The sequence below is a fragment of the Serratia sp. BIGb0163 genome (assembly GCF_024809935.1).
Lineage (GTDB): Bacteria > Pseudomonadota > Gammaproteobacteria > Enterobacterales > Enterobacteriaceae > Serratia > Serratia quinivorans.
Window position 1 is genome coordinate 342,361 of sequence record NZ_JANUDZ010000004.1, and the last position, 26,796, is coordinate 369,156.

18 protein-coding genes and 6 tRNA genes are annotated in these 26,796 nt (G+C 53.8%); 9 read left to right on the forward strand and 15 right to left on the reverse strand.

Features of this window, described 5'->3' with window-relative positions:
* Nucleotides 1–89: 89 nt before the first annotated feature.
* Nucleotides 90–1,514, reverse strand: a complete 1,425-nt coding sequence (gene miaB / locus M2406_RS16785; protein ID WP_017891922.1) for a tRNA (N6-isopentenyl adenosine(37)-C2)-methylthiotransferase MiaB — start codon at nt 1,512–1,514, stop codon at nt 90–92.
* Nucleotides 1,515–1,713: 199 nt separating this feature from the next.
* On the opposite strand from miaB, the gene ubiF reads away from it, so the two are divergent.
* Nucleotides 1,714–2,895 (forward strand): 3-demethoxyubiquinol 3-hydroxylase, encoded by a 1,182-nt coding sequence (gene ubiF / locus M2406_RS16790; protein ID WP_259190704.1) that lies wholly within the window; start codon nt 1,714–1,716, stop codon nt 2,893–2,895.
* A gap of 84 nt (nt 2,896–2,979) precedes the next feature.
* Here ubiF and M2406_RS16795 read toward each other — a convergent pair.
* From M2406_RS16795 to nagB, 12 genes are all read right to left on the reverse strand, one after another.
* Nucleotides 2,980–3,054, reverse strand: a tRNA-Gln gene (locus tag M2406_RS16795).
* Between the two features lie 19 nt (nt 3,055–3,073).
* A tRNA-Met gene (locus M2406_RS16800) sits at nt 3,074–3,150 on the reverse strand.
* A gap of 38 nt (nt 3,151–3,188) precedes the next feature.
* A tRNA-Gln gene (locus M2406_RS16805) sits at nt 3,189–3,263 on the reverse strand.
* A 47-nt stretch (nt 3,264–3,310) separates the two neighbouring features.
* A tRNA-Gln gene (locus M2406_RS16810) sits at nt 3,311–3,385 on the reverse strand.
* A gap of 29 nt (nt 3,386–3,414) precedes the next feature.
* Nucleotides 3,415–3,499: transfer RNA gene (locus M2406_RS16815), tRNA-Leu, on the reverse strand.
* Nucleotides 3,500–3,509: 10 nt separating this feature from the next.
* A tRNA-Met gene (locus M2406_RS16820) sits at nt 3,510–3,586 on the reverse strand.
* 220 nt (nt 3,587–3,806) lie between these two features.
* Nucleotides 3,807–5,471 (reverse strand): asparagine synthase B, encoded by a 1,665-nt coding sequence (gene asnB, locus M2406_RS16825; protein ID WP_259190706.1) that lies wholly within the window; start codon nt 5,469–5,471, stop codon nt 3,807–3,809.
* 290 nt (nt 5,472–5,761) lie between these two features.
* Nucleotides 5,762–7,216, reverse strand: coding sequence for a carbohydrate-binding protein (locus M2406_RS16830; RefSeq protein WP_259190707.1), 1,455 nt, complete (start codon nt 7,214–7,216; stop codon nt 5,762–5,764).
* A 178-nt stretch (nt 7,217–7,394) separates the two neighbouring features.
* On the reverse strand, nt 7,395–8,147 hold the full coding sequence (locus M2406_RS16835) for an HAD-IIA family hydrolase (protein WP_012005661.1): 753 nt from the start codon (nt 8,145–8,147) through the stop codon (nt 7,395–7,397).
* 67 nt (nt 8,148–8,214) lie between these two features.
* On the reverse strand, nt 8,215–9,435 hold the full coding sequence (locus tag M2406_RS16840) for an N-acetylglucosamine repressor (RefSeq protein WP_012005662.1): 1,221 nt from the start codon (nt 9,433–9,435) through the stop codon (nt 8,215–8,217).
* A gap of 27 nt (nt 9,436–9,462) precedes the next feature.
* A complete protein-coding gene (gene nagA, locus M2406_RS16845; RefSeq protein ID WP_012005663.1) occupies nt 9,463–10,602 on the reverse strand; it encodes an N-acetylglucosamine-6-phosphate deacetylase in 1,140 nt (379 codons plus the stop codon).
* Between the two features lie 18 nt (nt 10,603–10,620).
* Nucleotides 10,621–11,421, reverse strand: coding sequence for a glucosamine-6-phosphate deaminase (gene nagB / locus M2406_RS16850; RefSeq protein WP_012005664.1), 801 nt, complete (start codon nt 11,419–11,421; stop codon nt 10,621–10,623).
* Between the two features lie 334 nt (nt 11,422–11,755).
* Between nagB and nagE the strand changes: the two genes are divergently transcribed.
* The 8 genes from nagE to M2406_RS16890 all read left to right on the forward strand — a co-directional run bounded on the left by nagE (nt 11,756) and on the right by M2406_RS16890 (nt 25,074).
* Nucleotides 11,756–13,702, forward strand: coding sequence for a PTS N-acetyl glucosamine transporter subunit IIABC (gene nagE, locus M2406_RS16855; protein WP_012005665.1), 1,947 nt, complete (start codon nt 11,756–11,758; stop codon nt 13,700–13,702).
* Between the two features lie 241 nt (nt 13,703–13,943).
* A complete protein-coding gene (glnS, locus tag M2406_RS16860; RefSeq protein WP_012005666.1) occupies nt 13,944–15,608 on the forward strand; it encodes a glutamine--tRNA ligase in 1,665 nt (554 codons plus the stop codon).
* A 729-nt stretch (nt 15,609–16,337) separates the two neighbouring features.
* Nucleotides 16,338–17,741: a chitoporin ChiP gene (locus M2406_RS16865; protein ID WP_012005667.1), complete on the forward strand. Its 1,404-nt coding sequence runs from the start codon at nt 16,338–16,340 to the stop codon at nt 17,739–17,741.
* Nucleotides 17,742–17,800: 59 nt separating this feature from the next.
* Nucleotides 17,801–18,127, forward strand: a complete 327-nt coding sequence (chiQ, locus tag M2406_RS16870; protein ID WP_012005668.1) for a ChiQ/YbfN family lipoprotein — start codon at nt 17,801–17,803, stop codon at nt 18,125–18,127.
* Between the two features lie 14 nt (nt 18,128–18,141).
* Nucleotides 18,142–20,799 carry a beta-N-acetylhexosaminidase gene (locus tag M2406_RS16875; RefSeq protein ID WP_259190714.1) on the forward strand — a complete coding sequence of 886 codons (2,658 nt, stop codon included), beginning with the start codon at nt 18,142–18,144 and terminating at the stop codon, nt 20,797–20,799.
* Nucleotides 20,800–20,875: 76 nt separating this feature from the next.
* Nucleotides 20,876–22,021, forward strand: coding sequence for an MFS transporter (locus M2406_RS16880; protein ID WP_259190715.1), 1,146 nt, complete (start codon nt 20,876–20,878; stop codon nt 22,019–22,021).
* A gap of 49 nt (nt 22,022–22,070) precedes the next feature.
* The gene (galE, locus tag M2406_RS16885; RefSeq protein WP_259190769.1) at nt 22,071–23,123 is read left to right on the forward strand and encodes a UDP-glucose 4-epimerase GalE; all 1,053 of its coding nucleotides are present in this window, start codon (nt 22,071–22,073) and stop codon (nt 23,121–23,123) included.
* Nucleotides 23,113–25,074 (forward strand): TcdB toxin N-terminal helical domain-containing protein, encoded by a 1,962-nt coding sequence (locus M2406_RS16890; RefSeq protein ID WP_259190716.1) that lies wholly within the window; start codon nt 23,113–23,115, stop codon nt 25,072–25,074. Before galE ends, M2406_RS16890 begins: the two co-directional genes overlap by 11 nt.
* A gap of 207 nt (nt 25,075–25,281) precedes the next feature.
* On the opposite strand, the gene fur is transcribed toward M2406_RS16890, so the two are convergent.
* Together fur and fldA are read right to left on the reverse strand one after the other, a co-directional pair.
* Nucleotides 25,282–25,728: a ferric iron uptake transcriptional regulator gene (fur, locus tag M2406_RS16895; protein ID WP_012005673.1), complete on the reverse strand. Its 447-nt coding sequence runs from the start codon at nt 25,726–25,728 to the stop codon at nt 25,282–25,284.
* Nucleotides 25,729–26,048: 320 nt separating this feature from the next.
* A complete protein-coding gene (gene fldA / locus M2406_RS16900) occupies nt 26,049–26,588 on the reverse strand; it encodes a flavodoxin FldA (RefSeq protein WP_012005674.1) in 540 nt (179 codons plus the stop codon).
* Between the last annotated feature and the right edge of the window lie 208 nt (nt 26,589–26,796).

The following is a 26,796-nucleotide window of genomic DNA, read 5'->3' on the forward strand; positions in this document are numbered from 1 at the left end:
GAGAGGCCCGACAGAGAAATAATAAGGATCATCGTTATCGTGGCGGCGGGAAGCGCGGCCGCCACGGTTAGCGCCAGGCTAAAACAGCATCAGGGCTGGTAAATGCCGACACCCAGCGCATTCTCTTTGCGGGTACGGGCGATCACCGACTGCGGGGATTCATGTACGCGCAGATCCATCTGCTGTTCGGTACGCACCACTGCGCCACGCAGTGAGTTGGTCAGGACTTCGGTGATTTCCACATCCACGAACTGGCCAATCATATCCGGCGTGCCTTCAAAGTTTACCATGCGGTTGCAGGCGGTACGCCCCGCCAGCTCCATCACGCTTTTACGTGAGGTGCCTTCCACCAGAATGCGCTGAACGGTACCGAGCATCCGGCGGCTGAACTGCAGCACCTGCTGGTTGATGCGATCCTGCAGGATATACAGGCGCTGTTTCTTTTCGTCTTCGCTGACGTCGTCCACCATATCGGCCGCCGGGGTACCTGGGCGTGACGAGTAGATAAAGCTGAAGCTGGTGTCGAAGTTGATCTCGGCAATCAGGTTCATGGTCTGTTCGAAGTCGGCCTGGGTTTCCCCTGGGAAGCCGATAATAAAATCAGAGCTGAGCTGAATGTCCGGCCGCGCCTTGCGCAGTTTGCGAATGATCGCTTTGTATTCCAGTGCGGTGTGCGCGCGCTTCATCATGGTCAGTATGCGGTCTGAACCGCTCTGTACCGGCAGATGCAGGAAGCTGACCAACTCCGGCGTGTCTTCGTATACCGCAATAATATCGTCGGTGAATTCAATCGGATGGCTGGTGGTGTAGCGGATGCGGTCGATACCGTCAATGGCCGCCACCAGGCGCAACAGTTCGGCAAAGGAGCAGATGCCGCCGTCGTAGGTTGCCCCGCGGTAGGCATTGACGTTCTGGCCGAGCAGGTTGACTTCACGCACGCCCTGCGCCGCCAGTTGGGCGACTTCAAACAGCACGTCGTCGCTTGGGCGGCTGACTTCTTCTCCGCGGGTATAAGGCACCACGCAGAAGGTACAGTATTTGTTGCAGCCTTCCATGATGGAGACAAAGGCGGTCGGGCCTTCTGCACGGGGTTCCGGCAGGCGGTCGAACTTTTCGATCTCCGGGAAGCTGATATCGACGATCGGACTGCGGGTGCCCTGCACGTGATTGAGCATTTCCGGCAGGCGGTGCAGGGTTTGCGGCCCAAACACCACGTCGACACAGGGCGCACGGCTACGGATGTGTTCACCTTCCTGCGAGGCCACGCAGCCACCCACGCCGATAATCAGCGCCGGGTTCTTTTCTTTCAGCAGCCTCCAGCGGCCCAACATGGCGAAAACTTTTTCCTGCGCTTTCTCGCGGATCGAGCAGGTATTGAGCAGCAGCACGTCCGCTTCTTCAGCGTTGTCGGTCCATTGATAACCGTGCGTGCTTCCCAGTAAGTCCGCCATTTTTGATGAATCATATTCATTCATCTGGCAGCCCCAGGTTTTGATATGTAGTTTTTTGGTCATTGACTTGCCATTACTCAGTGCGGAGCGAAAGTTGCGATACGCGACATGCAGGGCGCTATTGTAAACATTTGACGCCGTTGTGACCAGCGCGGGGAAAACGGCATGCGACCTGAAGCCAAATTAAAAATCCGTTACACTGATGCCAAACGCCATGCCGGTGGGGATGGCGATAATTAACCAAGAAAAAATAGCCAACAATATGAACACTTCTCAAAAACGGTATGACGCGGTGGTGGTAGGCGGTGGCATGGTTGGCGCGGCCGCCGCGCTGGGGCTGGCGCAGGCCGGTTGGTCGGTGGCATTGCTGGAACATCTGGCGCCGCAAGCGTTTGATGCGCAAAGCCCGCCGGACTTGCGTATTTCCGCGATTGGCTGCACCTCGGTAGGGTTGCTCAAACAGCTCGGTGCCTGGCCGGCGGTGCAAGCGATGCGCACCGCACCGTACCGCCGTTTGGAAACCTGGGAGTGGGCGTCGGCACGGGTGGCGTTTGACGCCGCTTCACTCGGCCTGCCGGAGCTGGGCTTTATGGTGGAAAACCGCATTTTGCAACTGGCGCTGTGGCAGCAACTCGAGCAGTGCGACAATCTGACGCTCTATTGCCCCGCCAGGCTGCGTTCGCTGCAACGGGGCGATGACCATTGGCAAGTGACACTGGACTCTTCTGAGACGCTTCAGGCGCGTCTGGTGGTCGGGGCTGACGGGGCCAACTCGCAGGTGCGTAATCTGGCGGCTATCGGCACCAGCGGCTGGCAGTACCGTCAGTCCTGCATGCTGATCACCGTTGAGACCGGTGCGCCGCAGCAGGATGTAACCTGGCAGCAATTTTTCCCTTCAGGCCCACGCGCTTTCCTGCCGCTGTATGATCAGTGGGCCTCGCTGGTGTGGTACGACAGCCCGCAGCGTATTCGTCAGTTGCAGGCGATGCCGCCGGCGCAGCTTGAGCGCGAAATCGCTGAGGCGTTTCCTGCACGTTTGGGAACGGTGAAAGTGCATGCCGCCGGATCTTTCCCGTTGGCACGCCGCCATGCACAGCGCTATGTGTTACCGGGGCTGGCGTTGCTCGGTGACGCGGCGCACACCATTAATCCGTTAGCCGGGCAGGGCGTGAATCTGGGGTATCGCGATGTGGACGCCTTGCTGGCGGTGTTGAGTGAGGCGCGGGAACAGGGTGAGGACTGGAGCAGTGAAGCGGTGCTGATGCGCTATCAGCGTCGTCGCCGTACCGATAATTTGTTGATGCAAAGCGGCATGGATCTGTTTTACACCGCCTTTAGCAATAATTTGGCACCGTTAAGCGTGGCACGCAATCTTGCGTTGATGGCGGCACAACGGGCGGGCAAGCTAAAGGAAAATGCGTTGAAGTACGCGCTGGGTTTATAACCTGAACGGGTTCAGCTTGCTGGGCCCGGTCATTTGCCGAATGACAGACAGCAAAAAGCCCGCCGAAGCGGGCTTTTCTAAATGTGGCTGGGGTGCCAGGATTCGAACCTGGGTATGCTGGTATCAGAAACCAGAGCCTTACCGCTTGGCGACACCCCAATTGTAAAACAGTAAAATATGGTGGCTACGACGGGATTTGAACCTGTGACCCCATCATTATGAGTGATGTGCTCTAACCAGCTGAGCTACGTAGCCATTTTTTGATATTTTACTTTAAAAGTCAATGATGTTGATGGCTGGGGTACCTGGATTCGAACCAGGGAATGCTGGTATCAAAAACCAGTGCCTTACCGCTTGGCGATACCCCATCAACAAATTTTCAACTTCTTCTTACTGCATCCAACCATTTAAAAAATGGCTGGGGTACCTGGATTCGAACCAGGGAATGCTGGTATCAAAAACCAGTGCCTTACCGCTTGGCGATACCCCATCTGATGCCTGCAACCCGATGATAAGAAATGGTGCGGGAGGCGAGACTTGAACTCGCACACCTTGCGGCGCTAGAACCTAAATCTAGTGCGTCTACCAATTTCGCCACTCCCGCAAAAAAAAGATGGTGGCTACGACGGGATTTGAACCTGTGACCCCATCATTATGAGTGATGTGCTCTAACCAGCTGAGCTACGTAGCCATCTTTTTTCGCGCAACCTTCATCGGCGTTGCGGGGCGCATTATGCGTATATGGCCGTTTTGCGTCAACAAGTTTTTTCCCGAAAAAGCGACCGGATGTGTTGTTTGTCTGGGTTGTGAACAGTATGGCGATAAAATCATCAATTCAGACAATTAATGGTTGAAAACATCAACAAAAAGGCGGACCCGAAGGTCCGCCCAGGGAATAAAACGTCCGGCGATTATTTATAGGCGGACTGGTGAACGCCGACTGCACGACCAGAAGGATCGTCCATCTTTTTGAACGACTCATCCCATTCGATGGCTTTCGCTGAGGAGCAGGCCACTGACGGGCCGCCAGGCACGCACTCGGCCGCGCTTGGCAGTGGGAACAGCTCTTCAAAGATTTCGCGATACAGGTAGCCTTCCTTGGAGCTCGGCGTGTTGTACGGGAAGCGGAAACGTGCGGTTTCGAGCTGTTGATCGCTGATCTGCTTGGCAGCGACTTCTTTCAAGGTGTCGATCCAGCTGTAGCCAACGCCGTCGGAGAACTGCTCTTTCTGGCGCCAGGCCACGCTGGCCGGCAGATAGGACTCAAAACATTCACGCAGGATATGTTTTTCCATTTTGCCATTGCCGCACATTTTGTCTTTCGGGTTGATGCGCATCGCCACGTCGAGGAATTTTTTATCCAGGAACGGCACGCGGGCTTCCACACCCCAGGCGGACATCGCCTTGTTGGCTCGCGCACAGTCAAACATATGCAACGCCAGCAGTTTACGCACGGTTTCGTCGTGGAACTCACGGGCATCCGGTGCCTTATGGAAGTACAGGTAACCGCCGAACACTTCGTCCGCACCTTCACCAGACAGCACCATCTTGATGCCCATCGCCTTGATTTTGCGCGACATCAGGTACATCGGGGTCGAGGCGCGAATGGTGGTAACGTCATAGGTTTCGATGTGATAAATCACGTCGCGAATGGCGTCCAGACCTTCCTGCACGGTGAAATGAATTTCATGGTGCACGGTGCCCAGGTGGTTAGCCACTTCCTGCGCGGCGCGCAGATCCGGTGAACCTTCCAGGCCGACGGCGAAGGAGTGCAGTTGCGGCCACCAGGCTTCGCTGCGTTCTTGATCTTCTACACGGCGTGCAGCGTACTTTTTGGTAATGGCGGAGATCACCGAAGAGTCCAGACCGCCAGACAGCAGCACGCCATATGGCACGTCGGACATCAGGTGGCTTTTCACTGAATCTTCCAGTGCGTTGCGCAGGGCGTTGGCGTCGGTGATGTTGTCTTTAACCGCGTCGTAATCAAACCAGTCACGTTGGTAATATTCGCGGATCTCGCCGTCCTGGCTCCACAGGTAGCTGCCCGCCGGGAATTCTTTGATGGTACGGCAAACCGGCACCAGCGCTTTCATTTCAGAAGCCACATACAGGTTGCCGAATTCATCATGCCCCATGTACAGCGGGATAATGCCCAAATGGTCGCGGCCAATCAGGTAGGCGTCTTTCTCGGAGTCGTACAGGGCAAAGGCGAACATGCCTTGCAGGTCGTCGAGGAAGTCGGTGCCTTTTTCCTGATACAGCGCCAGGATCACCTCACAGTCGGAACCGGTCTGGAACTCATAGCGATCGCTAAGTTGCTGGCGCAGCGCCTGATGGTTGTAAATTTCACCGTTAACCGCCAGAACGTGGGTGTGCGCAGCGTTGTACAGCGGTTGGGCGCCATTATTGACGTCGACAATCGACAGGCGCTCATGCACCAGAATGGCTTTATCGCTGGCGTAAACGCCGGACCAATCCGGGCCGCGATGGCGCATCAGACGGGACAGCTCCAGCGCTTTCTTACGCAGTTCAACGGGATCGGACTTCAGATCGAGCACACCGAAAATAGAACACATATACCGACTCTCCTAACGACTTTTTTAGACTGTGATGTTGTTTTGGTTGTTATAGGCAGCATGGTTGGCTCATCAGCGATGGCGCGGTTTTGCTGCGTTGTGTTTATGAAAATGCGTCAAAAGCGGCAGGGGATGCAAGCGTTTTAGCGCTACGCCGAAAAATAGTTGTTTGGGATAGGGTGAATATTAGCGAATGTTCAGTTAATGGAGGTTTAAATTAACGAATGTGCAATTTTTTTACTGAATAGATGAGTTGCCGGACAGTTTTTCCGGCAACTCATTGCCGCTTATCAGGCGGTCAACTGCCACAGGGTGAAGGCCGCATCCGGCGTCCAACCTGCGTTAGAGGTGTGGGCCTGAAGACAGGTGTACTTCTTGCCTTTATAGGTCACTACATCGCCGGCCTTATAGCTGTGGTTGTTCTGCCACTCGCCTGGGGTAGGATCGGGCGGTGTGCCGCCGTCTGCGGTTTTCACCGCCAGCGCACTGCTCGGCAGTGAGGTGCTGCCCTGGTTATCGGTCGCGGTAACGAAGTAGCTGTATTGCGTTGCCGGAGTCAGGCCGCTGTCTTGCAGCGACAGGCCGCCGGTCTGGCCGATAGCGCTACCGTTACGGTAAACCGTATATTGGCTAACCGGATTGACGCTGCTGGAAGCCGTCCAGTTCAACGTCAAAGACGTTGTGGCGATCGCGGTGGCATTCAACGCCGTTGGCGCGTCAGGCTTTCCCGGTTGCGGAATGACCCCTCCCTGGATCAGGGCTGCGTAACGTGTTTTGAACTCCCAGTTATATGCCACGCCGGCCTTGCTCCGGCCATTGTCCCAGTTTACCGACCAGGTCATCAGGCCCTTGATCGACAAACCTTTGGCGTCAAGACGTGCGAAGGCGTTATAGACCGCCATCTTGTCGACCACATAACCGGTGGCGGCAGCGTCATTGTTGGTTGGTAGACCGATAACGAATTTGGCTGCCGGGATTTTGCTGTAGCCACGGGTGCCGGTAACCAGGCTTTCGGTCAGGTAATACAGGAAGTCTTCTTTCATGGCGTCGTTATTCTGGGTGATCCAGGCGCCTTTACCGCCGTTGGCTTCATCAACCCAGATGCCGTCACCGCCCTGATTATAATATTGCGGCGCGATAAAATCGTAATAGCCTTCGAGCGCGGTAATATAATCCAGGTAAGTGCCGTTGGTGCGTAAATAAGGGAATTCTGGCGCCATGCTGACAATAAAGTTTTTACCTTCGGCCGCATAGTGCGATTTTACTTTTTTCAGTGCGACCGGCAGAACTGTTTTATTATTGGCTGCGCCAATAGCGGCCTGTTCCAGATCGATATCCAACCCATCGAAGCCATAAGTTTCCACCAGGCGGATAATCTCGTTGGCCAGCTTGTCTTCGTCGCCGGTTTTCAATTCGATATGCGCGTCTGCGCCACCCAGTGAAATCAGCACTGCGCGGCCCTGGCTATTGAGCACGCCAACCTGACGGCGGAACTCGGCATCAGACAGGTTGTAAGGCTTGAAGGTTGGGATGCCTTCGCCTTTCATAAAGGCCACGGCGACCACGTTATATTCGGCCGGAATGTCGGTCAGATTCATATTGGCAAACTGGCCTTGCTGATAACCGTCACTGGCACCGGCGGCCCAGTTGTGCCAAAAACCCATCATGATTTTTTTATTGGTCATATCCGGCATGATAGCGGCGTCATCTGCTGCTTGTGCATTGATAATATTATTGGTGCTCATGGTAACCTCGTTATTGTAGGTAAGATTATTTCCACTGACCGTCAATGTTTATTCTTGACGGGGCGTAAATATATAGTGCGACTTTTTAACGAGGCCGGGGTGAAACCTTTGGTGGGCAATAATAAATTTAATTCAAGCTAGTCAAATTAAAGGGTGGCCGTAATGGCCACCGCAGGGATTAGAAAATATTGATATCAGCGACGGACGGGAAGATATAACTCGGGCGGAACGGCATGGTTTCGACATCGTTCAGCGTTGAGACGCCGGACAGCACCAAGACGGTTTCCAGACCCGCCTGGAAGCCCGCCAGGATATCGGTGCGCAGGTTATCACCGACGATCACCGTTTCTTCCGAATGCCCCTGCATTTTGTTCAGTGCGGCGCGGATAATCCACGGGCTTGGTTTGCCAACGTAAAATGGTTTGCGGCCGGTGATTTTCTCGATTGGGGCGCACAGCGCACCGCAGGCCGGCACAAAACCATGGCCGTGGGTATCCGGGTTGGTAGCAATAAAGCGCGCGCCGTTATTCACGAAGTAGGCGGCCTTATGCATCATGTCCCAGTTGTAGGAGCGGGTTTCGCCGACGATGACGAAGTCCGGGTTGATGTCGGTAATGGTAAAACCGGCTTTATACAGTTCATGAATCAGCGCGCCTTCACCGACCACATAGGCTTTTTTGCCTTCCTGGCGGCGCAGGAAATCGGCGGTGGCCATCGCGGAGGTATAAAACGCGCTTTCCGGCACTTCCAGTCCGGCGGCGGCGAAGCGGTTCGCCAGATCCTGCGCGGTCTGCGACGGATAGTTGGTCAGCACTACCAGCGGCATGCCCTGTTCCTGAATGCGAGCGAGGAAAAGATCGGCGCCGGGTACCGGCGTGTTGTCATGCAGCAGCACGCCGTCGATATCACATATAACGTTTTTGATTGTCATTGTTGCTGTTTCTCATGATTTGCGGCAGGCAAAACGCGAAGATAGCACACCTGCCTGAAGCGGCGGATCAGCTTTCCAGCAATCGCTGCAATAGCACGCCGTTGAGCATCGCTCGTTTGGCCAGGGCGAAAGCGCCGATCGCCGAGCGATGATTGAGTTCGGAGGTGACCACCGGCAGATTTTTGCGGAAGTCCTTCAGCACCTGAGTATTGATGCAGCTTTGGATCGCCGGCAGCAGCACTTTTTCCGCCTCGGTAATTTCACCGGCGATCACTACTTTCTGTGGATTGAACAGGTTGATGGCGATCGCCACGGCTTTGCCGAGGTAGCGGCCGACGTGCTCGATCACTTCGCTGGCCAGCAGGTCGCCGCGGTTGGCGGCCTTGCAGATGGCGGAGATGCTACAGTCGTCGAGGGTCAGCTTGCTGGGGTAGCCCTGGGTCAGCAACTGGCGTACACGGTGTTCAATCGCGGCGTTGGCGGCGACGGTTTCCAGACAGCCGAAGTTGCCGCAGTGGCAGCGTTCGCCCAATGGGTCAATTTGAATATGGCCGATTTCACCGACGTTGCCGTTGTTGCCCAGGAAAATCTGGCCGTTGACGATAATACCGGCACCGGTGCCACGGTGCAGGCGCACCAGAATAGAGTCTTCGCAGTCGCGGGTGGCGCCAAAGTAATGCTCTGCCAACGCCAGGCTGCGGATATCGTGGCCAACAAAGCTGGTGACGTTAAAACGTTGCTGCAGGTTGTCGACCAGCGCCCAGTTGTTGACGCTGATATGCGGCATATAACGCACTACGCCCAGCGCCGGGTCAACCAGGCCTGGCAGGATCACCGCGATGGCGATCAGCTCACGCAGCTTGCGCTGATAATTTTCGATAAACTGGGCAATGGCGATAAACAGCGCGTTTTCCAGTGTCTCCTGGGTGCGTTCCGGTAACGGGTAGTGTTCTTCACCGAGCGACTTGCCGCTCATATCGTACAGGGTGATGGTAGCGTCGTGACGACCGAGGCGCACGGCCACGGTGTGGAAATGCCGGGTTTCGGAGACAATGGAAATGGCGCGGCGGCCGCCGGTGGAGGCTTGCTGATCGACTTCTTTGATCAGCCCGCGCTCCAACAGCTGGCGAGTAATTTTAGTGACGCTGGCGGGCGCTAGCTGGCTCAGTTCGGCTATTTGAATGCGCGAAATCGGACCCTGTTGGTCGATCAGGCGGTAAACCGCTGCGCCGTTGAGTTGCTTGACTAAGTCAACGTTCCCTATCTGTGCCTGTCCGCCAGTACTCATCAATAATTTTACTCGCTGTTCATTAAATTAAACCTCGTTACCGTTAACGAGCGTTTTGGTGATTTTAAAATCACGGGTAAAGGCAGTCAGGTTCGCCACTTTACCGGGCTCGATAGTGCCTAAACGGTGGTCCACGCCGATAGCGCGCGCCGGATACAGCGTTGCCATGCGCAGTGCTTCGTCCAATGCAATACCGACATGCTCAACGCTGTTTTTTAACGCGTCAATCATGGTCAGCGCTGAGCCGCTCAGGGTGCCGTTTTCGTCCACGCACAGCCCATCACGATAGTATATTGTTTTACCGGCAAAAATAAATTGGTCGATATCGGCACCTGCCGGCGCGGTGGCGTCGGTGACCAGCACCAATTTATCACCTTTCATGCGTTTGGCGTTACGGATACTCGCCCAGGCTACGTGGTGGCCGTCGGCGATAATCCCGGTATAGACCTCCGGCGTGTCGAAAATCGCGCCCATCAGCCCTGGTTCACGCCCGGTGATATACGGCATGGCGTTATACAGGTGAGTGGCGAAGGTGATACCGGCGGCAAAACCGATACGGGCCTGATCGTAGGTGGCGTTCGAGTGACCGGCGGACACCACGATGCCTGCTTCGGTCAATTGCTTGATAAAGTGCGGCTCCACCATTTCCGGCGCCAGCGTGACCTTGGTGATCACATCGGCATTGGCGCACAGATAGTCGATCATCTCGCTGGTCGGTTTGCGGATAAACGCCGGGTTATGGGTGCCTTTCTTCAGTGGGCTAAGGTACGGCCCTTCCAGATGCAGGCCAAGCGCCTGATTGGGATGTTTCTTCAAATAAGCGCGCATCACTTCGATGCTGTGCTTCATAAATTCGTCGCTGCTGGTGATCAGCGTCGGCAGATAACTGGTACAGCCGGATTTTTCGTTGGCACGCTGCATGATCTCCAGCGTCTGTTCCGAAATGGCCTCCAGCGAGTCGTTAAATTGCACGCCGCCACAGCCGTTAAGCTGCACGTCGATCAAACCGGGGGCCAGGATAGCGCCACCCAGATCGCGCGTTTCAATGCCGGCCGGCAGTTCAGCCAGCGGGCAAACTCGTTCAATCAGCCCATCAGCGATAATAACTGCGTGGTCGTCAAGTACGTCGTGGCCGGTATAAATACGGCCGTGGGTTAAAGCGAACATCGTAGCCCCCTGCAAGAATTAAAGACTCTTAACGCTTTCCGCTTCTAACTCGCGGAAATATTTAACGGTTTTGACTTTCAGTTCCATGGTGGATGGCTCGTCGCACACCACAACGGCCTTGGCATGCAACTGCAGGCAACTGATGGTCCACATGTGGTTGATATTGCCTTCCACTGCGGCTTCCAGCGCCTGTGCCTTGGCATGGCCGGTCACCAGAATCATCACTTCTTCTGCATCAAGCAGCGTGCCCACGCCCACGGTCAGGGCAAATTTAGGTACCAGGCTGACATCACCGCCGAAGAAGCGGGAGTTGGCGATGCGGGTATCTTCAGTCAGGGTTTTGATGCGAGTACGGGATGCCAGCGATGAAGCCGGTTCGTTAAACGCGATATGACCGTCGATGCCAACGCCACCCATGAACAGGTTGATCTTGCCGTAGGATTTGATTTTCGCTTCGTACTGGCGGCACTCGGCGTCAACGTCCGGCGCATTACCATTCAGCAGGTTGATATTTTCACTTGGGATATCAACGTGATCAAAGAAATTACGGTACATGAAGGTATGATAGCTTTCCGGGTGTTCCTGCGGCAGGCCAACGTATTCGTCCATGTTGAAAGTCACCACATGCTTAAAGCTTACTTCACCTGCTTTGTGCATCGCAATCAGATGTTTGTAGGCTTCCAGCGGAGTACCGCCGGTTGGCAGGCCGAGCACAAACGGACGCTCCGCAGTAGGCTTGAATGCGTTGATGCGCTGGACGATATGGCGGGCGGCCCATTTGCCGACTTGTGCAGTATCTTTCAGTGGGATAAGTCTCATCTAACACCTCTTGGGGTAAGTAAACTAAAGCTATACTGGTTCGAGCCTGAACGAGAGTCTTAAGCCTAACCCAGCTTTATGATTCTCACGTGATGTCTCAGGTCCAATGATTTTTTTAATGATAAAATAAGTTTTGTGTGATGGCTAGCAATGTGGCAGCTTAAGACTGCTTTTTGGTGATGTAAATCACAAAAAAGGAGGTTTTAATTTGCGATACGAAATAATTTTTTTACACTCCACGTGTTGTCGTTCGTCCAGAGTTAATCGCAGTGTGTGATGGCGCTTGCGTAAAATATGATAAAGCTCATTAAAGGGCATTAGGGGGAATATTAAGGTGAACATACTCGGCTTTTTCCAAAGATTGGGCAGGTCGTTACAACTGCCAATCGCAGTACTGCCCGTTGCGGCGCTTTTGCTACGCTTCGGCCAGCCTGATTTACTGAATATTTCATTCATCGCACAGGCCGGTGGATCAATCTTCGATAACCTGGCGTTAATCTTTGCTATCGGTGTGGCGGCAACCTGGTCGAAAGACAATGCCGGTTCAGCCGCATTGGCGGGCGCGGTGGGTTACTTCATCCTGACCAAGGCGATGGTCACCATTAACCCGGCGATCAATATGGGTGTGCTGGCGGGTATCATTACCGGCCTGGTGGGCGGTGCGGTCTATAACCGCTGGTCCGGCATCAAACTGCCCGAGTTCCTCTCCTTCTTCGGCGGCAAGCGTTTCGTCCCAATCGCTACCGGCTTTTTCTGTTTAATCCTTGCTGCCATCTTTGGTTATATCTGGCCACCGGTACAAAATGCGATCCACGCAGGCGGTGAATGGATTGTTTCGATGGGCGCTATCGGTTCCGGTATTTTCGGCTTCGTTAACCGTCTGCTGATCCCAACCGGTCTGCATCAGGTGCTGAACACCATTGCCTGGTTCCAGATTGGTGAGTTTACCAACGCTGCCGGTACCATCTTCCATGGCGACATCAACCGCTTCTACGCGGGTGACGGTACTGCCGGGATGTTCATGTCAGGCTTCTTCCCGATCATGATGTTCGGTTTGCCGGGTGCGGCATTGGCCATGTACTTCGCTGCGCCGAAAGAACGTCGCCCAATGGTTGGCGGTATGCTGCTGTCCGTTGCGCTGACCGCATTCCTGACCGGTGTGACCGAGCCGCTTGAATTCCTGTTCATGTTCCTGGCTCCGCTGCTGTATCTGGTCCACGCCATTTTGACCGGTATCAGCCTGTTTGTAGCCACCTTACTGGGTATTCACGCCGGGTTCTCCTTCTCTGCAGGTGCCATCGACTATGTGCTGATGTACAACCTGCCGGCTGCGAGCAAGAACGTCTGGATGCTGGTGTTGATGGGTCTGGTCGCCTTCGCGGTGTACTTCGTCCTGTTCTCCGTCATTATCCGTGCATTCAACCTGAAAACCCCGGGCCGTGAAGATGCGTCTGACGATGTCGTCGCACCTGAAGCCAACAGCAATACCGATGAAGGCCTGCGCGCACTGTCCCGCAGCTATATTGGTGCCATCGGCGGTTCTGACAACCTGACCGGCATTGATGCCTGTATCACCCGTTTACGCCTGACCGTTAAAGACTCTTCTAAAGTGCTGGATGCCAGCTGTAAACGCCTGGGTGCATCAGGCGTGGTGAAACTGAACAAGCAAACCGTTCAGGTTATCGTGGGTTCTAAAGCCGAAGCCATTGCTGACGGCATGCGTGCGGTGATTGCTGCCGGCCCGGTGCCTGCGGCAGAAGTGGCACCGGCTCCAGGCGTGGCTGCGGTTAAATCGCAGGCAGTGCCTAATACGCCGAAGGTGGCCTTCGAGTCGCTGGTGGCCCCGGTGACCGGTGAAGTCGTGGCCCTGGATCAGGTGCCTGACGAAGCCTTTGCCAGCAAAGCGGTAGGCGACGGCCTGGCGATTCGCCCGACCGACAAAACCGTAGTAGCTCCGGCAGATGGCACCATCGTGAAAATCTTCAACACCAACCACGCTTTCTGTCTGGAAACCGACAAGGGCGCGGAGATTGTGGTGCACATGGGGATCGACACCGTGGCATTGAACGGTCAGGGCTTCAAACGTCTGGTTGAAGAGGGGGCTGAGGTGAAAGCCGGCCAGCCAATCCTTGAATTGGATCTGGAGTTCCTGAACGCCAATGCCCGCTCGATGATAAGCCCGGTAGTGGTCAGCAACTCTGACGATTACGCCGGTCTGACGGCGCTGGCGACCGGTTCTGTAGTAGCCGGCCAGACCAAACTGTTCGAGATCCAGAAATAAACCGTTTTACCTGAGTAGTACCCGGGGTGTTTAACGAGTCATGACGGAACGCACCCTACCTTTGGCGGGAAGAGAGCAATCTCTTCCCGCTTTTTTATGGGCAGCGGTTGTCCGGTCAGGGGGCCTTGACCTGTTGTGGTGCAATGCTCCGCATTTTTCGTGAAACAAACGGTTGTTTCCGGGCGTGGCTTGTTGGAACATAGGCGGTTATGAGTAGCGCTTTGCATTGAGGAATAGTGAAATGAGTGAGGCTGAAGCCCGCCCAACCAATTTTATCCGTCAGATCGTTGATGAAGATCTGGCGTCCGGGAAACACAAGTCAGTCCATACCCGTTTCCCGCCGGAGCCAAATGGCTATCTGCATATCGGCCATGCGAAATCCATCTGCCTGAATTTCGGTATCGCTCGTGATTACCAGGGCCAATGCAACCTGCGTTTTGATGACACCAACCCGGTGAAAGAAGACATCGAGTTCGTTGAGTCAATCAAACATGACGTCGAGTGGCTGGGCTTTGAGTGGAGCGGCAACGTTCGTTACTCCTCGGATTACTTCGATCAACTGCACAACTATGCGGTGGAGCTGATCAACAAGGGCCTGGCTTACGTCGACGAACTGTCGCCTGAGCAAATCCGTGAATATCGCGGCAGCCTGACTGCGCCGGGTAAAGACAGCCCGTACCGTGGCCGCAGCGTGGAAGAGAACCTGGCGCTGTTTGAAAAAATGCGTAACGGTGAATTCGCCGAAGGGACCGCTTGCCTGCGTGCCAAGATTGACATGGCTTCCTCGTTTATCGTGATGCGCGATCCTGTGTTGTACCGTATCAAATTTGCAGAACACCACCAGACCGGCAATAAATGGTGCATCTACCCGATGTACGATTTCACCCACTGCATTTCCGATGCGCTGGAAGGGATCACCCATTCGCTGTGTACGCTGGAGTTCCAGGACAACCGCCGTCTGTATGACTGGGTGCTGGATAACATCACCATCCCTTGTCATCCGCGTCAGTACGAGTTCTCACGTCTGAATCTTGAGTACGCCATCATGTCGAAGCGCAAGCTGAACCTGTTGGTGACCGAGAAAATCGTTGAGGGCTGGGATGACCCGCGTATGCCGACCGTTTCCGGCCTGCGTCGCCGTGGTTATACCGCTGCGTCAATCCGCGAATTCTGCCAGCGTATCGGCGTGACCAAGCAGGATAACAACGTCGAAATGATGGCGCTTGAGGCCTGTATTCGTGAAGAGCTGAACGAGAACGCACCACGTGCGATGGCCGTGCTGGATCCGGTGAAGGTAGTCATTGAAAACCTGACCACCGGCGTGGAAATGGTGACCATGCCTAACCACCCGAGCAAGCCGGAAATGGGCAGCCGTGAAGTGCCATTCAGCCGTGATATTTATATCGATCGCGCCGACTTCCGTGAAGAAGCCAACAAGCAGTACAAACGGCTGGTGCTGGGTAAAGAAGTTCGCCTGCGCAATGCATACGTGATCAAGGCGGAACGCATTGAGAAAGACGCTGAAGGTGAAATCACCACTATTTTCTGCAGCTACGATCCAGATACCTTGAGCAAGGATCCTGCCGATGGCCGCAAGGTGAAAGGCGTGATCCACTGGGTGTCTGCCGAGCATGCGTTGCCGGCGGAAATTCGCGTGTATGACCGTCTTTTCAGCGTGCCAAACCCGGCGGCGGCAGAGGACTTCCTCACCACCATTAACCCGGAATCACTGGTTATCAAGCACGGCTTTGTTGAGCCAAGTCTGGCGGCCGCACAGCCGGAAAAAGCCTACCAGTTCGAACGTGAAGGTTATTTCTGTGCTGACAACCGTCACTCTTCGGCCGAGCATCTGGTGTTTAACCGCACCGTGGGCCTGCGCGATACCTGGGCTAAAATTGGCGCCTGAGTGCTGATCAAAAGCTAATGCGATAAAGCGCAACTTCGGTTGCGCTGAGTTTGATGACAAAGTTGTCTTTGAATCCGAGATACCCGGGCCTAGCGCACCGAGGGGCGCTCCGGCGGGCAAGCCGCTACGACCCCTTCGGCACGCTCTCCCTAATAACGGGCTTTGTCAGTAGTCTGAGCGCAACTTCGGTTGCGCTTTTTTTGTCCGCCAGCCCGGTTTTTCTCCCCGTTAATGCTTTTAATTCCTCAATCTATTTTTAATTTTTTATCGAAGGGTTGTTATCAGCAATTTCTTGATAAAAATCATTAGTCATATAACATTGTCTTATATATTCGTGATGCGAATTAATGTCATTTAGAGAGCGCTCTCATGTTTTTTCTTTTGGCTGACCTTTTTGCTTAGGCTGAAACCATTAATCGTCTCTGATTGACCTGATATTAAATTTTATTCTGATTTTATTGAATTTTTTATTCGACAGCCTCTTTGCATAGCCACGTAACATAATCTCATCGATATGTGCTCTTTGTCATACTTTGACAAATCTCTCTCATAATTCATTTGATAATTCGCGTCGCGAAAAATAGTCTGTCTGTAGCAATAAGTGCTGTGGGATTTTAACCCGTCAGCAATATTTTTTACCCGATTGGGTTTTTTATTAGCGGTCGTGCAGGGCAGTGGTGAACACGGGCGACTGCAACTTTTAAAGTTAAGTCAAAGAGGAATTTCATTATGGGTACGCACGGTGCTCAGCGTAAAACGCTGGCGCTCGCAGTCGCGGGTGCGCTGTTGGGAACAGGGTTTGCCATGGCCCCTGAGGCGAAAGCCGCAGGATTTATCGATGATTCCACGATGACCGGCGGTGTGTATTACTGGCAGCGTGAACGTGACCGTAAAGATCTCAACCCGACCAGTGACGATTACAATAAATACACTACCAACCTGTCACACTCGACCGCCAACCTGAGCCTGGATTTCGCCTCGGGCTATGCCTGGGACATGTTCGGTTTGGACGTGGGGGCCTTTACCGCCATTGAGCTGGCCGAATCCAGCGCCAGCGGCCACCCGAATGAAATCGCGTTCTCCTCCAAAAACCGTACCTATGATGAAGACTACTCCGGCGACAAAGGCGGCATCAGCCTGTACAAGGCCGCCGGTAAATTCAAGTATGGCCCCGTCTGGGCACGCGCCGGTTATATCCAGCCAAGCGGGCAAACGCTGATTGCCCCACACTGGAGTTTTATGCCGGGTACCTACCGGGGCGCTGAAGCGGGAGCAAACTTTGACTACGGCGATGCCGGTGCTTTGAGTTTCTCCTACATGTGGACAGATAAATACAAAGCGCCATGGCATATCGAAATGGATGATTTCCGCCAGAACGATAAAACCACCGGCGTTTCTTATTTGCACTCACTGGGTGCCAAGTACGATTTTAAAAACGACCTGGTGTTGGAGGCCGCTTTTGGTCAGGCCGAAGGTTATGTGAATCAGTACTTCACCAAGGCATCTTACAAATTCGATCTGGTGGGCAACCCGCTGACCACCAGCTACCAGTTCTACGGTACCGAAGACCGTATCAGCGACAAGAACGACCCGAACAGCATTTACGACGGCCTGGCCTGGCTGCAGGCGCTGACCTTCGGTTACACCACCGGTCAGTTCAACTGGCGTCTGGAAGGAACCATGGTCAAGGCCGAGGGCAACCAGGGTTACTTCCTGCAACGTATGACCCCAACTTACGCCTCCTCCAACGGTCGTCTCGACGTCTGGTGGGATAACCGTTCCGACTTTAACGCCAACGGCGAAAAAGCGGTTTACGCCGGGGTAATGTACGACCTGAGCAACTGGAACCTGCCGGGCATGGCGGTGGGCGGTTCTTATGTTTATGCCTGGGACGCCAAGCCAAGCACCAACCCAATGTATGACCAGAGCCAGCGCCTGAAAGAGAGCGCCTGGAGCCTGGACGCGTTGTACACCATTCAGGAAGGTCGCGCCAAAGGCACCTTGCTGAAACTGCACTACACCCAGTATGACAACCACACCAACATCCCAAGCTGGGGTGGCGGTTACGGCAACATCTTCCAGGATGAGAAAGACGTCAAATTCATGGTTATCGCGCCATTTACCATTTTCTGATGGGTTCCCCGGCGGCAGCGCCGGGGACAGCGTATTTGACACTTAACGGGAATATAACGATGAAAAAAATCATGCTGATGTTAGCCGCGGTCGTCACGTTGAGCGCCTGCGCACAGCCAACCGCACCACCGGAAGATGCCAAGCTGAAACAGGCCTACAGCGCCTGCATTAATACCGCAGAAGGCTCACCGGAAAAACTGCAGTCGTGCCAGGCGGTGCTGAATGTGCTGAAACAAGAGAAGCAACACCAGCAGTTTGCCGAAAAAGAAACGGTGCGGGTGATGGATTATCAGAACTGCATTCAGGCGGTTCACAGTGGTAACGGTCAGGCTTATGACGCCCAGTGCGGCAAAATTTGGCAAGAGATCCACGATAACAATAATTAAGGATGATGTTAAAAATGAACAAATTCAAATTGAGTACGCTTGCCGCATTAACGGCAACCGTTGGATTATTTGGCAGCGCGGGGAATGCGCTGGCCAATCAGCCGCTGGTGGATCAACTGAGCCAGTTAAAATTGAATTTGAAAATGGTCGATAACCGGGCCGCCGACAGCGGCCTGGATTGCGGTAAGCTGGGTGCCGACTGGGCGGCCTGCAACAAGGTGTTGATCAGCCTGACCAACGATCATCAGGAGATCAAAGGTCACGACTGGGCGATTTACTTCCACAGCGCCCGTCAGACCATGCGGGTGGATAACGATCAGTTCAAAATAGCTCATTTGACCGGTGACTTGTACAAACTGGAACCTACCGATAAATTTACCGGCTTCCCGGCCGGTCAAACGGTTGAGATCCCGATTATTGCCGAATATTGGCAACTGTTTAAAACCGACTTCGTACCACGTTGGTACGCCACCTCTGGCGATGCCAAGCCAAAAATTCTGGTCAATACCGATACCGAAGATCTCAGCCAGTTTGTGACCCCCTTTAGTGGCGACCAATGGAAGCGCATCAAGGATGACAACAATATCCTGATGACTCCGGCCTCCCGCTTTACCAAAAACGCCGAGTTGAAAACCTTGCCTGCAGCTTCGCTGCGCGGCCAGATCGTGCCGACGCCGTTGCAAGTGAAAGTACATCCACAAGATGTGAGTCTGAACAACGGCGTGGCGCTGGAGTTGAGTGCGCTGGCCAAACCGGCAGCGGACGCAGCCATTCAACGTTTTGCACTGTTGGGCATAACCCATAACGCGGCGGGCTACCCGATCAAAACCGATATTCAGCCGGGTAAATTTAAAGGTGAACTGGCCGTGCCGGGAGCCTATGAGCTGAAAATTGGCAATAAGGAAGCGCGAGTTATCGGCTTCGATCAGGCCGGGGTGTTCTATGGCCTACAGTCTATTTTGTCGCTGGTTCCGACCGACGGCAGCGCTAAAATCGCCACTCTGGAGGCCAGGGATGCACCACGCTTCCAGTACCGCGGAATCTTCCTTGATGTAGCACGTAACTTCCATCAGAAAGATGCGGTACTGCGTTTACTCGATCAGATGGCGGCTTATAAGCTCAATAAATTCCACTTCCATCTTAGCGACGACGAAGGCTGGCGTATTGCCATCCCAGGCTTGCCAGAACTGACCGAAGTCGGGGGGCAGCGTTGCCATGACCTGAGCGAAACTACCTGCCTGCTGCCACAGTACGGACAGGGGCCAGAGGTGTATGGCGGGTTCTTCTCGCGTCAGGATTACATCGAGATCATTAAATACGCCCAGGCGCGTCAGATTGAAGTGATCCCGGAAATCGATATGCCGGCACATGCCCGTGCCGCCGTGGTCTCGATGGAGGCCCGCTATAAAAAGCTGCATGCCGCCGGTAAAGAGCAGCAGGCCAATGAGTTCCGCCTGGTGGATCCGACCGATACTTCCAATACCACCTCGGTGCAGTATTTTAACCGTCAAAGTTACCTTAACCCTTGCCTGGATTCGTCCAAGCGCTTTGTCGATAAGGTGATTGGTGAAATTGCCCAGATGCATAAAGAGGCCGGGCAGCCGCTGCGCACCTGGCACTTTGGCGGCGACGAAGCGAAAAACATTCGCCTGGGGGCAGGCTATACCGACCTTACCAAGCCAGAAGCAGGCAAAGGCATCATCGATCAGAGCAAAGAAGATAAGCCTTGGGCGAAATCCCAGGTGTGCCAAAAGATGATCAAAGACGGCAAAGTCGCCGATATGGAACATCTGCCAAGCTACTTTGGCGTGGAAGTCAGTCAACTGGTGAAAGCGCATGGCATCGACAGAATGCAGGCCTGGCAGGACGGCCTGAAAGATGCGAAAAACGCCAAGGCCTTCGCCACCCAACGCGTTGGGGTGAACTTCTGGGATACGCTGTATTGGGGCGGTTTTGATAGCGCCAATGACTGGGCGAACAAAGGCTACGAAGTGATCCTCTCCAACCCGGATTACGTCTATATGGACTTCCCGTATGAGGTGAACCCGGACGAGCGCGGTTACTACTGGGGCACCCGTTTCAGTGACGAGCAGAAAATGTTCAGCTTCGCGCCGAACAACCTGCCGCAGAACGCCGAAACCTCGGTTGACCGCGATGGCAATCACTTTACCGCCAAGAGTGACAAACCGTGGCCGGGTGCTTACGGCATTTCTGCCCAAATGTGGAGTGAAACTCAGCGTACCGACGATCAAATGGAATACATGATCTTCCCGCGTTCACTGTCGGTGGCCGAGCGTGCATGGCACCGGGCGAGTTGGGAGCAGGATTACCAGGCGGGGCGTGAATATAAAGGCGGCGAAACCCACTTTATCGATAGCCAAAAACTGGACCGCGATTGGCTGCGCTTTGCCAATATTCTTGGCCAGCGCGAGTTGGCGAAACTGGACAAGGGCGGCGTGAGCTATCGGTTGCCGGTACCAGGCGCCCGTGTAGTGGGTGGCAAGCTGGAGGCCAATATCTCGTTGCCGGGTCTGGGCATTGAGTATTCCACCGACGGCGGTAAGCAATGGCAGCGCTACGATGCCAAGGCTAAACCTGGGGTCAGCGGCGAGGTGCTGGTCCGTGCGGTCAGTCCGGACGGCAAGCGTTATAGCCGCGCCGAGAAAGTGTAAATCATAAACCACGGCCCGTCTGTTCGCAGGTGGGCCGTTATTGATCGTTAACAGCAGCGACCGGCGGTAATCAGCGATGAATTCGATACGGCTGACCTTTATGGTCGTTGCTTTTTTTTCCGGCATTGCCGGGGCGCTGCAAATACCGACCCTGAGCCTGTTCCTCACCACCGAGGTGCGGGTGACGTCATTATGGGTCGGTTTTTTTTATGCAGTAAACGCCGGGGTCGGTATTATTGTCAGTTTTTTGCTGGCAAAAAAATCAGATCGCCAGCGTGACCGGCGCCATTTGATTTTAATCTGTTATTTATTGGCGGCGGGAAACTGTCTGTTATTTGCTTTTAATCGCAATTATCTGACGTTAATTACCGCTGGCGTGTTGTTAACTGCCATAGCCAATACGGCGATACCGCAATTATTCGCTCTGGCGCGTGAGTATGGGGAGCGGTCATCGCAAAACGTCGCTATGTTTAGCGCCATTATGCGCGCCCAACTTTCTCTGGCCTGGGTTTTTGGCCCACCATTGGCTTTTATGCTGGTGGTGAATTATGGCTTCACGGCCATGTTTATGTTTGCTGCCGGCATATTCCTGCTGGTCACGCTGCTGGCCTGGTGGATATTACCCGAGGTCACCCGCCCGCCTGTGGGTAATGAAATCGGCATACCGCAAAAAACGGTCTTCGATAAAGACGTTAGCCGGTTGTTTTTCGCCTCGGTATTGATGTGGACCTGCAGCGCCATGTATCTGATTGATGTGCCGTTGTATATCACTGCCGAGTTGGGTTTGCCGCAAAGTCTGACCGGCTGGATGATGGGCGTCGCCGCCGCGATCGAAATCCCGATCATGATCCTGGTAGGGCGCTACGTAAACCGGGTGGGCAAGCGCCTGATGATGGCGGGGGCCATGGTGGCCGGCATACTGTTTTATGCCGGGATGCTGTGGTTTACCTCGGCCGCCGGGTTGTTGGTCTGGCAGCTGTTCAACGCGATATTTATCGGCATTATTGCCACCGTCGGCATGCTGTATTTCCAGGACTTGATGCCGGAACGGGCGGGCATGGCCGCCACTTTATTCACCAACAGTATTTCTACCGGTGTGATCCTGGCCGGAATATTACAAGGGATCCTGACCGAATACGGGCCGCATTCCTCCGTTTATCTGTTAGCCATATTACTGCTTTGTATTGCTTTACCTGTCGGTTTTAAAACCCGGGAAGTTTAGGTGGTTTCTGAGTGAATCGTTTATTTTTAAGCATAAACAAGGAAATATGATGGCTATATTGGTGACGGGCGGCGCCGGTTATATCGGCTCGCATACGGTGTTGGCGCTGTTGGAAAGGGGGGAGGAAGTTGTCGTACTGGACAACCTGTCCAACAGTTCGTCAGAGTCTTTGTTTCGGGTCGAGCGATTAACCGGTAAAAAAGTGAATTTTTATCATGGGGATATCCAGCAACACCATTTGTTGGATCATATATTTCGTCAGCATGATGTTCATGCGGTTATTCATCTTGCGGGGTTGAAATCGGTCAGGGAATCTACCGAAGAACCGCTGAAATATTATCAAAATAATATTTCCGGCTCATTGATCGTACTGGACAGAATGCGCCATGCCGGCGTTAAGCAATTTATTTTCAGCTCTTCGGCCACCGTTTATGGACCGGCGGAATATACCCCGCTGACGGAGAATTGCCGTGTTGGGCAGACCACCAATCCTTATGGAACTTCCAAGCTGATTGTCGAGCAGATCCTGGCGGAGTTCGCTTCCACGGCCCCGCAGATGGCGATCACCGCGCTGCGTTACTTTAATCCGGCCGGGGCGCACGAGTCCGGCTTGATTGGTGAGGATCCCGCCGGCATTCCCAATAATCTTCTGGCTTATCTGGCGCAGGTGGCTATTGGCAAACTCGCGGTGTTGCCGGTGTATGGCAACGACTACCCTACCAGCGATGGTACCGGGGTACGTGATTACATTCACGTTATGGATTTGGCCGAAGGGCATTTGAAAGCGCTGGATAACCTGCAGCCAGGTTTTAACGTCTATAACCTGGGCACCGGCAAAGGCTACTCGGTGCTGGAGATTATTCGGGCGTTTGAACGCGCCTGTGGCTTCAAAATCGCCTACCAATTTAATCCCCGGCGTGCGGGAGATATTGCCGAGTGTTGGTCCGACCCATCGCTGGCGGCAGAAAAGCTGGGCTGGCAAGCTAAACGCAGTCTGGAAAAAATGGTGTGTGATGCTTGGTCATGGCAAAGCAAAAATCCGCAGGGTTACAGCCGTTGTGCATCGATGCCATCGATAAGGATGCTGGCCGATGAAGCTTAACGACGGGCATCTGGGTGTTCTGCAGGATGATCTGTTCCGGGCAGAATACGAAGCGCGGATCAGCGAGCTGAAGTTTGAGTTCGCTAAATATCAGCGCCAGACCTCACCGGCACGGCTGGAAAGTTTTCAGCGCGGTGTCGCTCAACTGCGCGAGTGGCGGGCAGCGCACGGGCATTTATTCAATGCCGAACGCTGTTCTTCGTTGTTCTGCGTGCCCACTCGTCCGCTGGCTGCGAGTGAAAAACGGCTGCACCGTATCTGGTTGGGGGGCGCTATCCCTGACGATGCCAGAGAGGTTATCTCCCAGTGGGGCGACGCACAGCAGGTGGTGGCTAGCGCCGAGACGAATGACTGGGTCGGCATGTTATGGGTTTGGGAAGCGCAGCAACTGGCAAGGGATGCGTATTTCATCCCCGTACCGGTGATAAAAGGCGGCTACCTGGGGGAGTATGATGCCGGTAATCATCGCCTGCAGGTGCATTCGTTGAGCGAACTGGCGCAAAAAAGGGTCGGCGACAACCTGCGCTTTATCCATCAACTGCACGATAAGCGCTATTACGCCACGCTTTCCGACTACTTCCGTTTTCTGATTTTGATCGAGATGGGGGGGCTGTACATGGATATCGATACCCTTCCTCATCGATCGGCGACGCTGTTTTTGACCAAGCCAGAATTACCGGATTATCTTCAGTTTCTGCCCGCAGGGGAAGTCAGCCATGTTAGCTGGTTGAATCTGTTTCTCGATGAAACCGGCATGATTATCAGCCGCAAAGGAGATATCTCGCTGTGCCGGATGTTGGCGGGGTTGGATCAGATCTATGCGGCGCAAAGCGGTGAAGTGCCGGACAAGAATTCGGTTTATGAGCGGAAATTGTTCGATCCCTTTTATCAGCTGTGGAGTCGCCACATAGGCCGGTCCTTCCTCAGTCACGACCGCTTCTGTCAGGATTATGGCGTCCATTATGATGCGCACCCACAGGCAGTCACCTGTGGTATTCGTGGCATGCGCCTGTTGGAAGATGTGATCACCAATGAGCGGCTACCGCTGTCGCAGGAGGAACAGTTTAGCTACCAGCAATGCGTCAGCCGCCTGGAACAGCTGGATTGGCAGCTCGAACAGCCGCTGGATCTGGCTCGTTATGCGGAAATATTTACCGTCGATGAAGTACCGCGTATGGCCTATCCAGCGCAGATCCGTTCCGATATTGACCATTACCACTATTATTCCGTGCTTTCCCATGACCGCCGGCTTGATCGGGTAAACCAGCTTTTTGGGGAATACCTGATCGCTGATAACCGACGGCAGATTATGGCGGGGAATTACTGGTGTCCGACCACTGGAATAGGGGAAGCGGTGGTGCCGGAGCCGGGCGGGGCTTTGCATTTTCTACCGGGGCGGCAGGCCAGTGAGGTCGATAAGACTCGTATGGCGAAGCTAATCTTCACCACCAGTTACCTGGAGTACTGTTCTGTTGGCAACCGGGCCGGGCTGGATCTGGTGTCGTTACAGCAGGCGCAAAATATTGAGCCTTATCTGGGGTTGATCACGGTGGCTTACGACCGGCGTGGAGAGTTTGTCGGCTTTTTCAACGCGGCCACCGTTAGCGAACTGTATGGCATAAAAGCGGACTACCTTTATCGCGATGAAATGAGGCCGCTTGATGAGGCATACGATCGCTTTGTGCAAAGCCAGTGCGCTGCTGACGATTATTTTATCTGCAGTCTGGCAATTGAGAGCCAATTCCGCGGGCAAGGGCATTTTAATCAGATGTTTGCCCTGATAAAGCAGCAGGCAGATCGGCAACAGGCGAAAAATATCGTGCTGTGCGTATGGCAAAGCAGTGAGGCCAGCCAAATCTATCTGAACAAGGGGTTCCGTGTCCGGGGTGTGTTCGATCAGGCCTGGTCGTTATTTTTTGATCGGCTGCTGTTTCTTGAGTATGAGCTGTGAAGAGGTTTGCCCATCCGCGTGTCGGCGGGTGAGTTGACGGTGAAGTGAGTGTAAGTGGGAAGCGAGAGAGAAGTGCCGCTGCAATTGTTGTATTTCAAGCTGTGAACTTTCCCCGGACCTGTCCGGGGATTTTTTTATCTGTTCGTCACCGGGCTATGGGCATAAAAAAACCGCCATGAAGGCGGTTCTCAATGCCGGTTGAGGGCATTATTTTTTATCGTGCAGAGTTTCGTCTTCGCGGCAGTCACCGGCTTCACAGTGGCCATACAGGTACAGACTGTGGTTGCTGAGCTTGATGCCGTGCTGCTTGGCGATATCACGCTGACGAACTTCGATAGATTCATCGCTGAATTCGATCACTTTGCCGCAGTCCAGGCAAATCAGGTGATCGTGGTGATGCTGCTGGGTTAGTTCGAATACGGACTTGCCGCCTTCGAAATTGTGACGGGTCACAATGCCGGCATCATCAAATTGGTTCAGTACGCGGTAAACCGTAGCCAGGCCAATTTCTTCGCCCATATCTATCAGTTTTTTGTACAGATCTTCCGCACTGACGTGATGGCATTCCGGATTTTGCAGTACTTCCAGGATTTTGAGTCGCGGAAGCGTGACTTTTAAGCCGGCCTTCTTCAATGCGGTGTTGTTGTCAGTCATGCGGATTCAGTCCTGTTACTATGCTAATCAAGTTGAGGCATTCTCGCCTGTGGCATCGGTCGGCACAAAGAGTTAATTGCGTCTCATTATAGAACCGGTTGACCTAAATAGAAACCGCCGGTTGTTAACAAAGATATAATTGCACTATTGCATGTTACACACGCAACGTCTTGATGGGCGGGATAAACCGATAACTCAGTCTACCTTGACGATGTGGGAAGTTACAAATATGTATCTTCGATTGCAGTAATCAGTACTGCCAATGATGGCCCTGCCGGCAACACTATGCACTTTGCAGGGCTTTTGTTCAACCTTTGGCGTTAGCCGACAATTTCGGCCAAGCTCAGCTCTTCGACGATTTGTTTTACCCAACCTTCAACACGCTCATTGGTCAGTTCAGGTTGACGGTCTTCGTCAATCGCCAGGCCAATGAAGTGGCTGTCGCTTGCCAAACCTTTCGAGGCTTCGAAATGATAGCCTTTGGTTGGCCAGTGGCCGACTATGGCAGCGCCACGCGGTTCAATGATGTCGCGGATGGTGCCCATCGCATCACAGAAATATTCTGCGTAGTCTTCCTGATCGCCGCAGCCAAACAGGGCTACCAGCTTGCCGTTGAAGTCGATGTCTTCCAGCGTTGGGAAGAAGTCATCCCAGTCACACTGGGCTTCGCCGTAGTACCAGGTTGGAATACCGAGCAACAAAATGTCGAAGCCTTCCAGGTCTTCTTTGCTGCTTTTGGCGATGTCGTGAATTTCGCACACATCGTCACCGAACTGTTGCTTAAGAATTTTCTGGATCATCTTGGCAATGTTTTCGGTATTGCCAGTGTCGCTGCCAAAGAAAATGCCTACATTAGCCATATCGCGTATAACCTTTAAATTCAATAAATTGCATTACACGATGTTAGCGCTGACCACGATAACACCGATTAAAATGATGCCATGGCAAGGGGAGCCCTCACCGGTAATTGCGTATCATGCCAGAAATTTACCCCGGGGTTTTATCACGTTTATGCGATACCGGGTGGAATAAAATGATGTTGATCGGGCGTCATCCTTAACGCCGCGC

Coding starts and splice junctions, on each gene's coding strand:
- miaB (WP_017891922.1), bottom strand. CDS start 1,514: ATGACCAAAAAACTACATATCAAAACCTGGGGCTGCCAGATGAATGAA.
- ubiF (WP_259190704.1), top strand. CDS start 1,714: ATGAACACTTCTCAAAAACGGTATGACGCGGTGGTGGTAGGCGGTGGC.
- asnB (WP_259190706.1), bottom strand. CDS start 5,471: ATGTGTTCTATTTTCGGTGTGCTCGATCTGAAGTCCGATCCCGTTGAA.
- M2406_RS16830 (WP_259190707.1), bottom strand. CDS start 7,216: ATGAGCACCAATAATATTATCAATGCACAAGCAGCAGATGACGCCGCT.
- M2406_RS16835 (WP_012005661.1), bottom strand. CDS start 8,147: ATGACAATCAAAAACGTTATATGTGATATCGACGGCGTGCTGCTGCAT.
- M2406_RS16840 (WP_012005662.1), bottom strand. CDS start 9,435: ATGAGTACTGGCGGACAGGCACAGATAGGGAACGTTGACTTAGTCAAG.
- nagA (WP_012005663.1), bottom strand. CDS start 10,602: ATGTTCGCTTTAACCCACGGCCGTATTTATACCGGCCACGACGTACTT.
- nagB (WP_012005664.1), bottom strand. CDS start 11,421: ATGAGACTTATCCCACTGAAAGATACTGCACAAGTCGGCAAATGGGCC.
- glnS (WP_012005666.1), top strand. CDS start 13,944: ATGAGTGAGGCTGAAGCCCGCCCAACCAATTTTATCCGTCAGATCGTT.
- M2406_RS16865 (WP_012005667.1), top strand. CDS start 16,338: ATGGGTACGCACGGTGCTCAGCGTAAAACGCTGGCGCTCGCAGTCGCG.
- chiQ (WP_012005668.1), top strand. CDS start 17,801: ATGAAAAAAATCATGCTGATGTTAGCCGCGGTCGTCACGTTGAGCGCC.
- M2406_RS16875 (WP_259190714.1), top strand. CDS start 18,142: ATGAACAAATTCAAATTGAGTACGCTTGCCGCATTAACGGCAACCGTT.
- M2406_RS16880 (WP_259190715.1), top strand. CDS start 20,876: ATGAATTCGATACGGCTGACCTTTATGGTCGTTGCTTTTTTTTCCGGC.
- galE (WP_259190769.1), top strand. CDS start 22,071: ATGGCTATATTGGTGACGGGCGGCGCCGGTTATATCGGCTCGCATACG.
- M2406_RS16890 (WP_259190716.1), top strand. CDS start 23,113: ATGAAGCTTAACGACGGGCATCTGGGTGTTCTGCAGGATGATCTGTTC.
- fur (WP_012005673.1), bottom strand. CDS start 25,728: ATGACTGACAACAACACCGCATTGAAGAAGGCCGGCTTAAAAGTCACG.
- fldA (WP_012005674.1), bottom strand. CDS start 26,588: ATGGCTAATGTAGGCATTTTCTTTGGCAGCGACACTGGCAATACCGAA.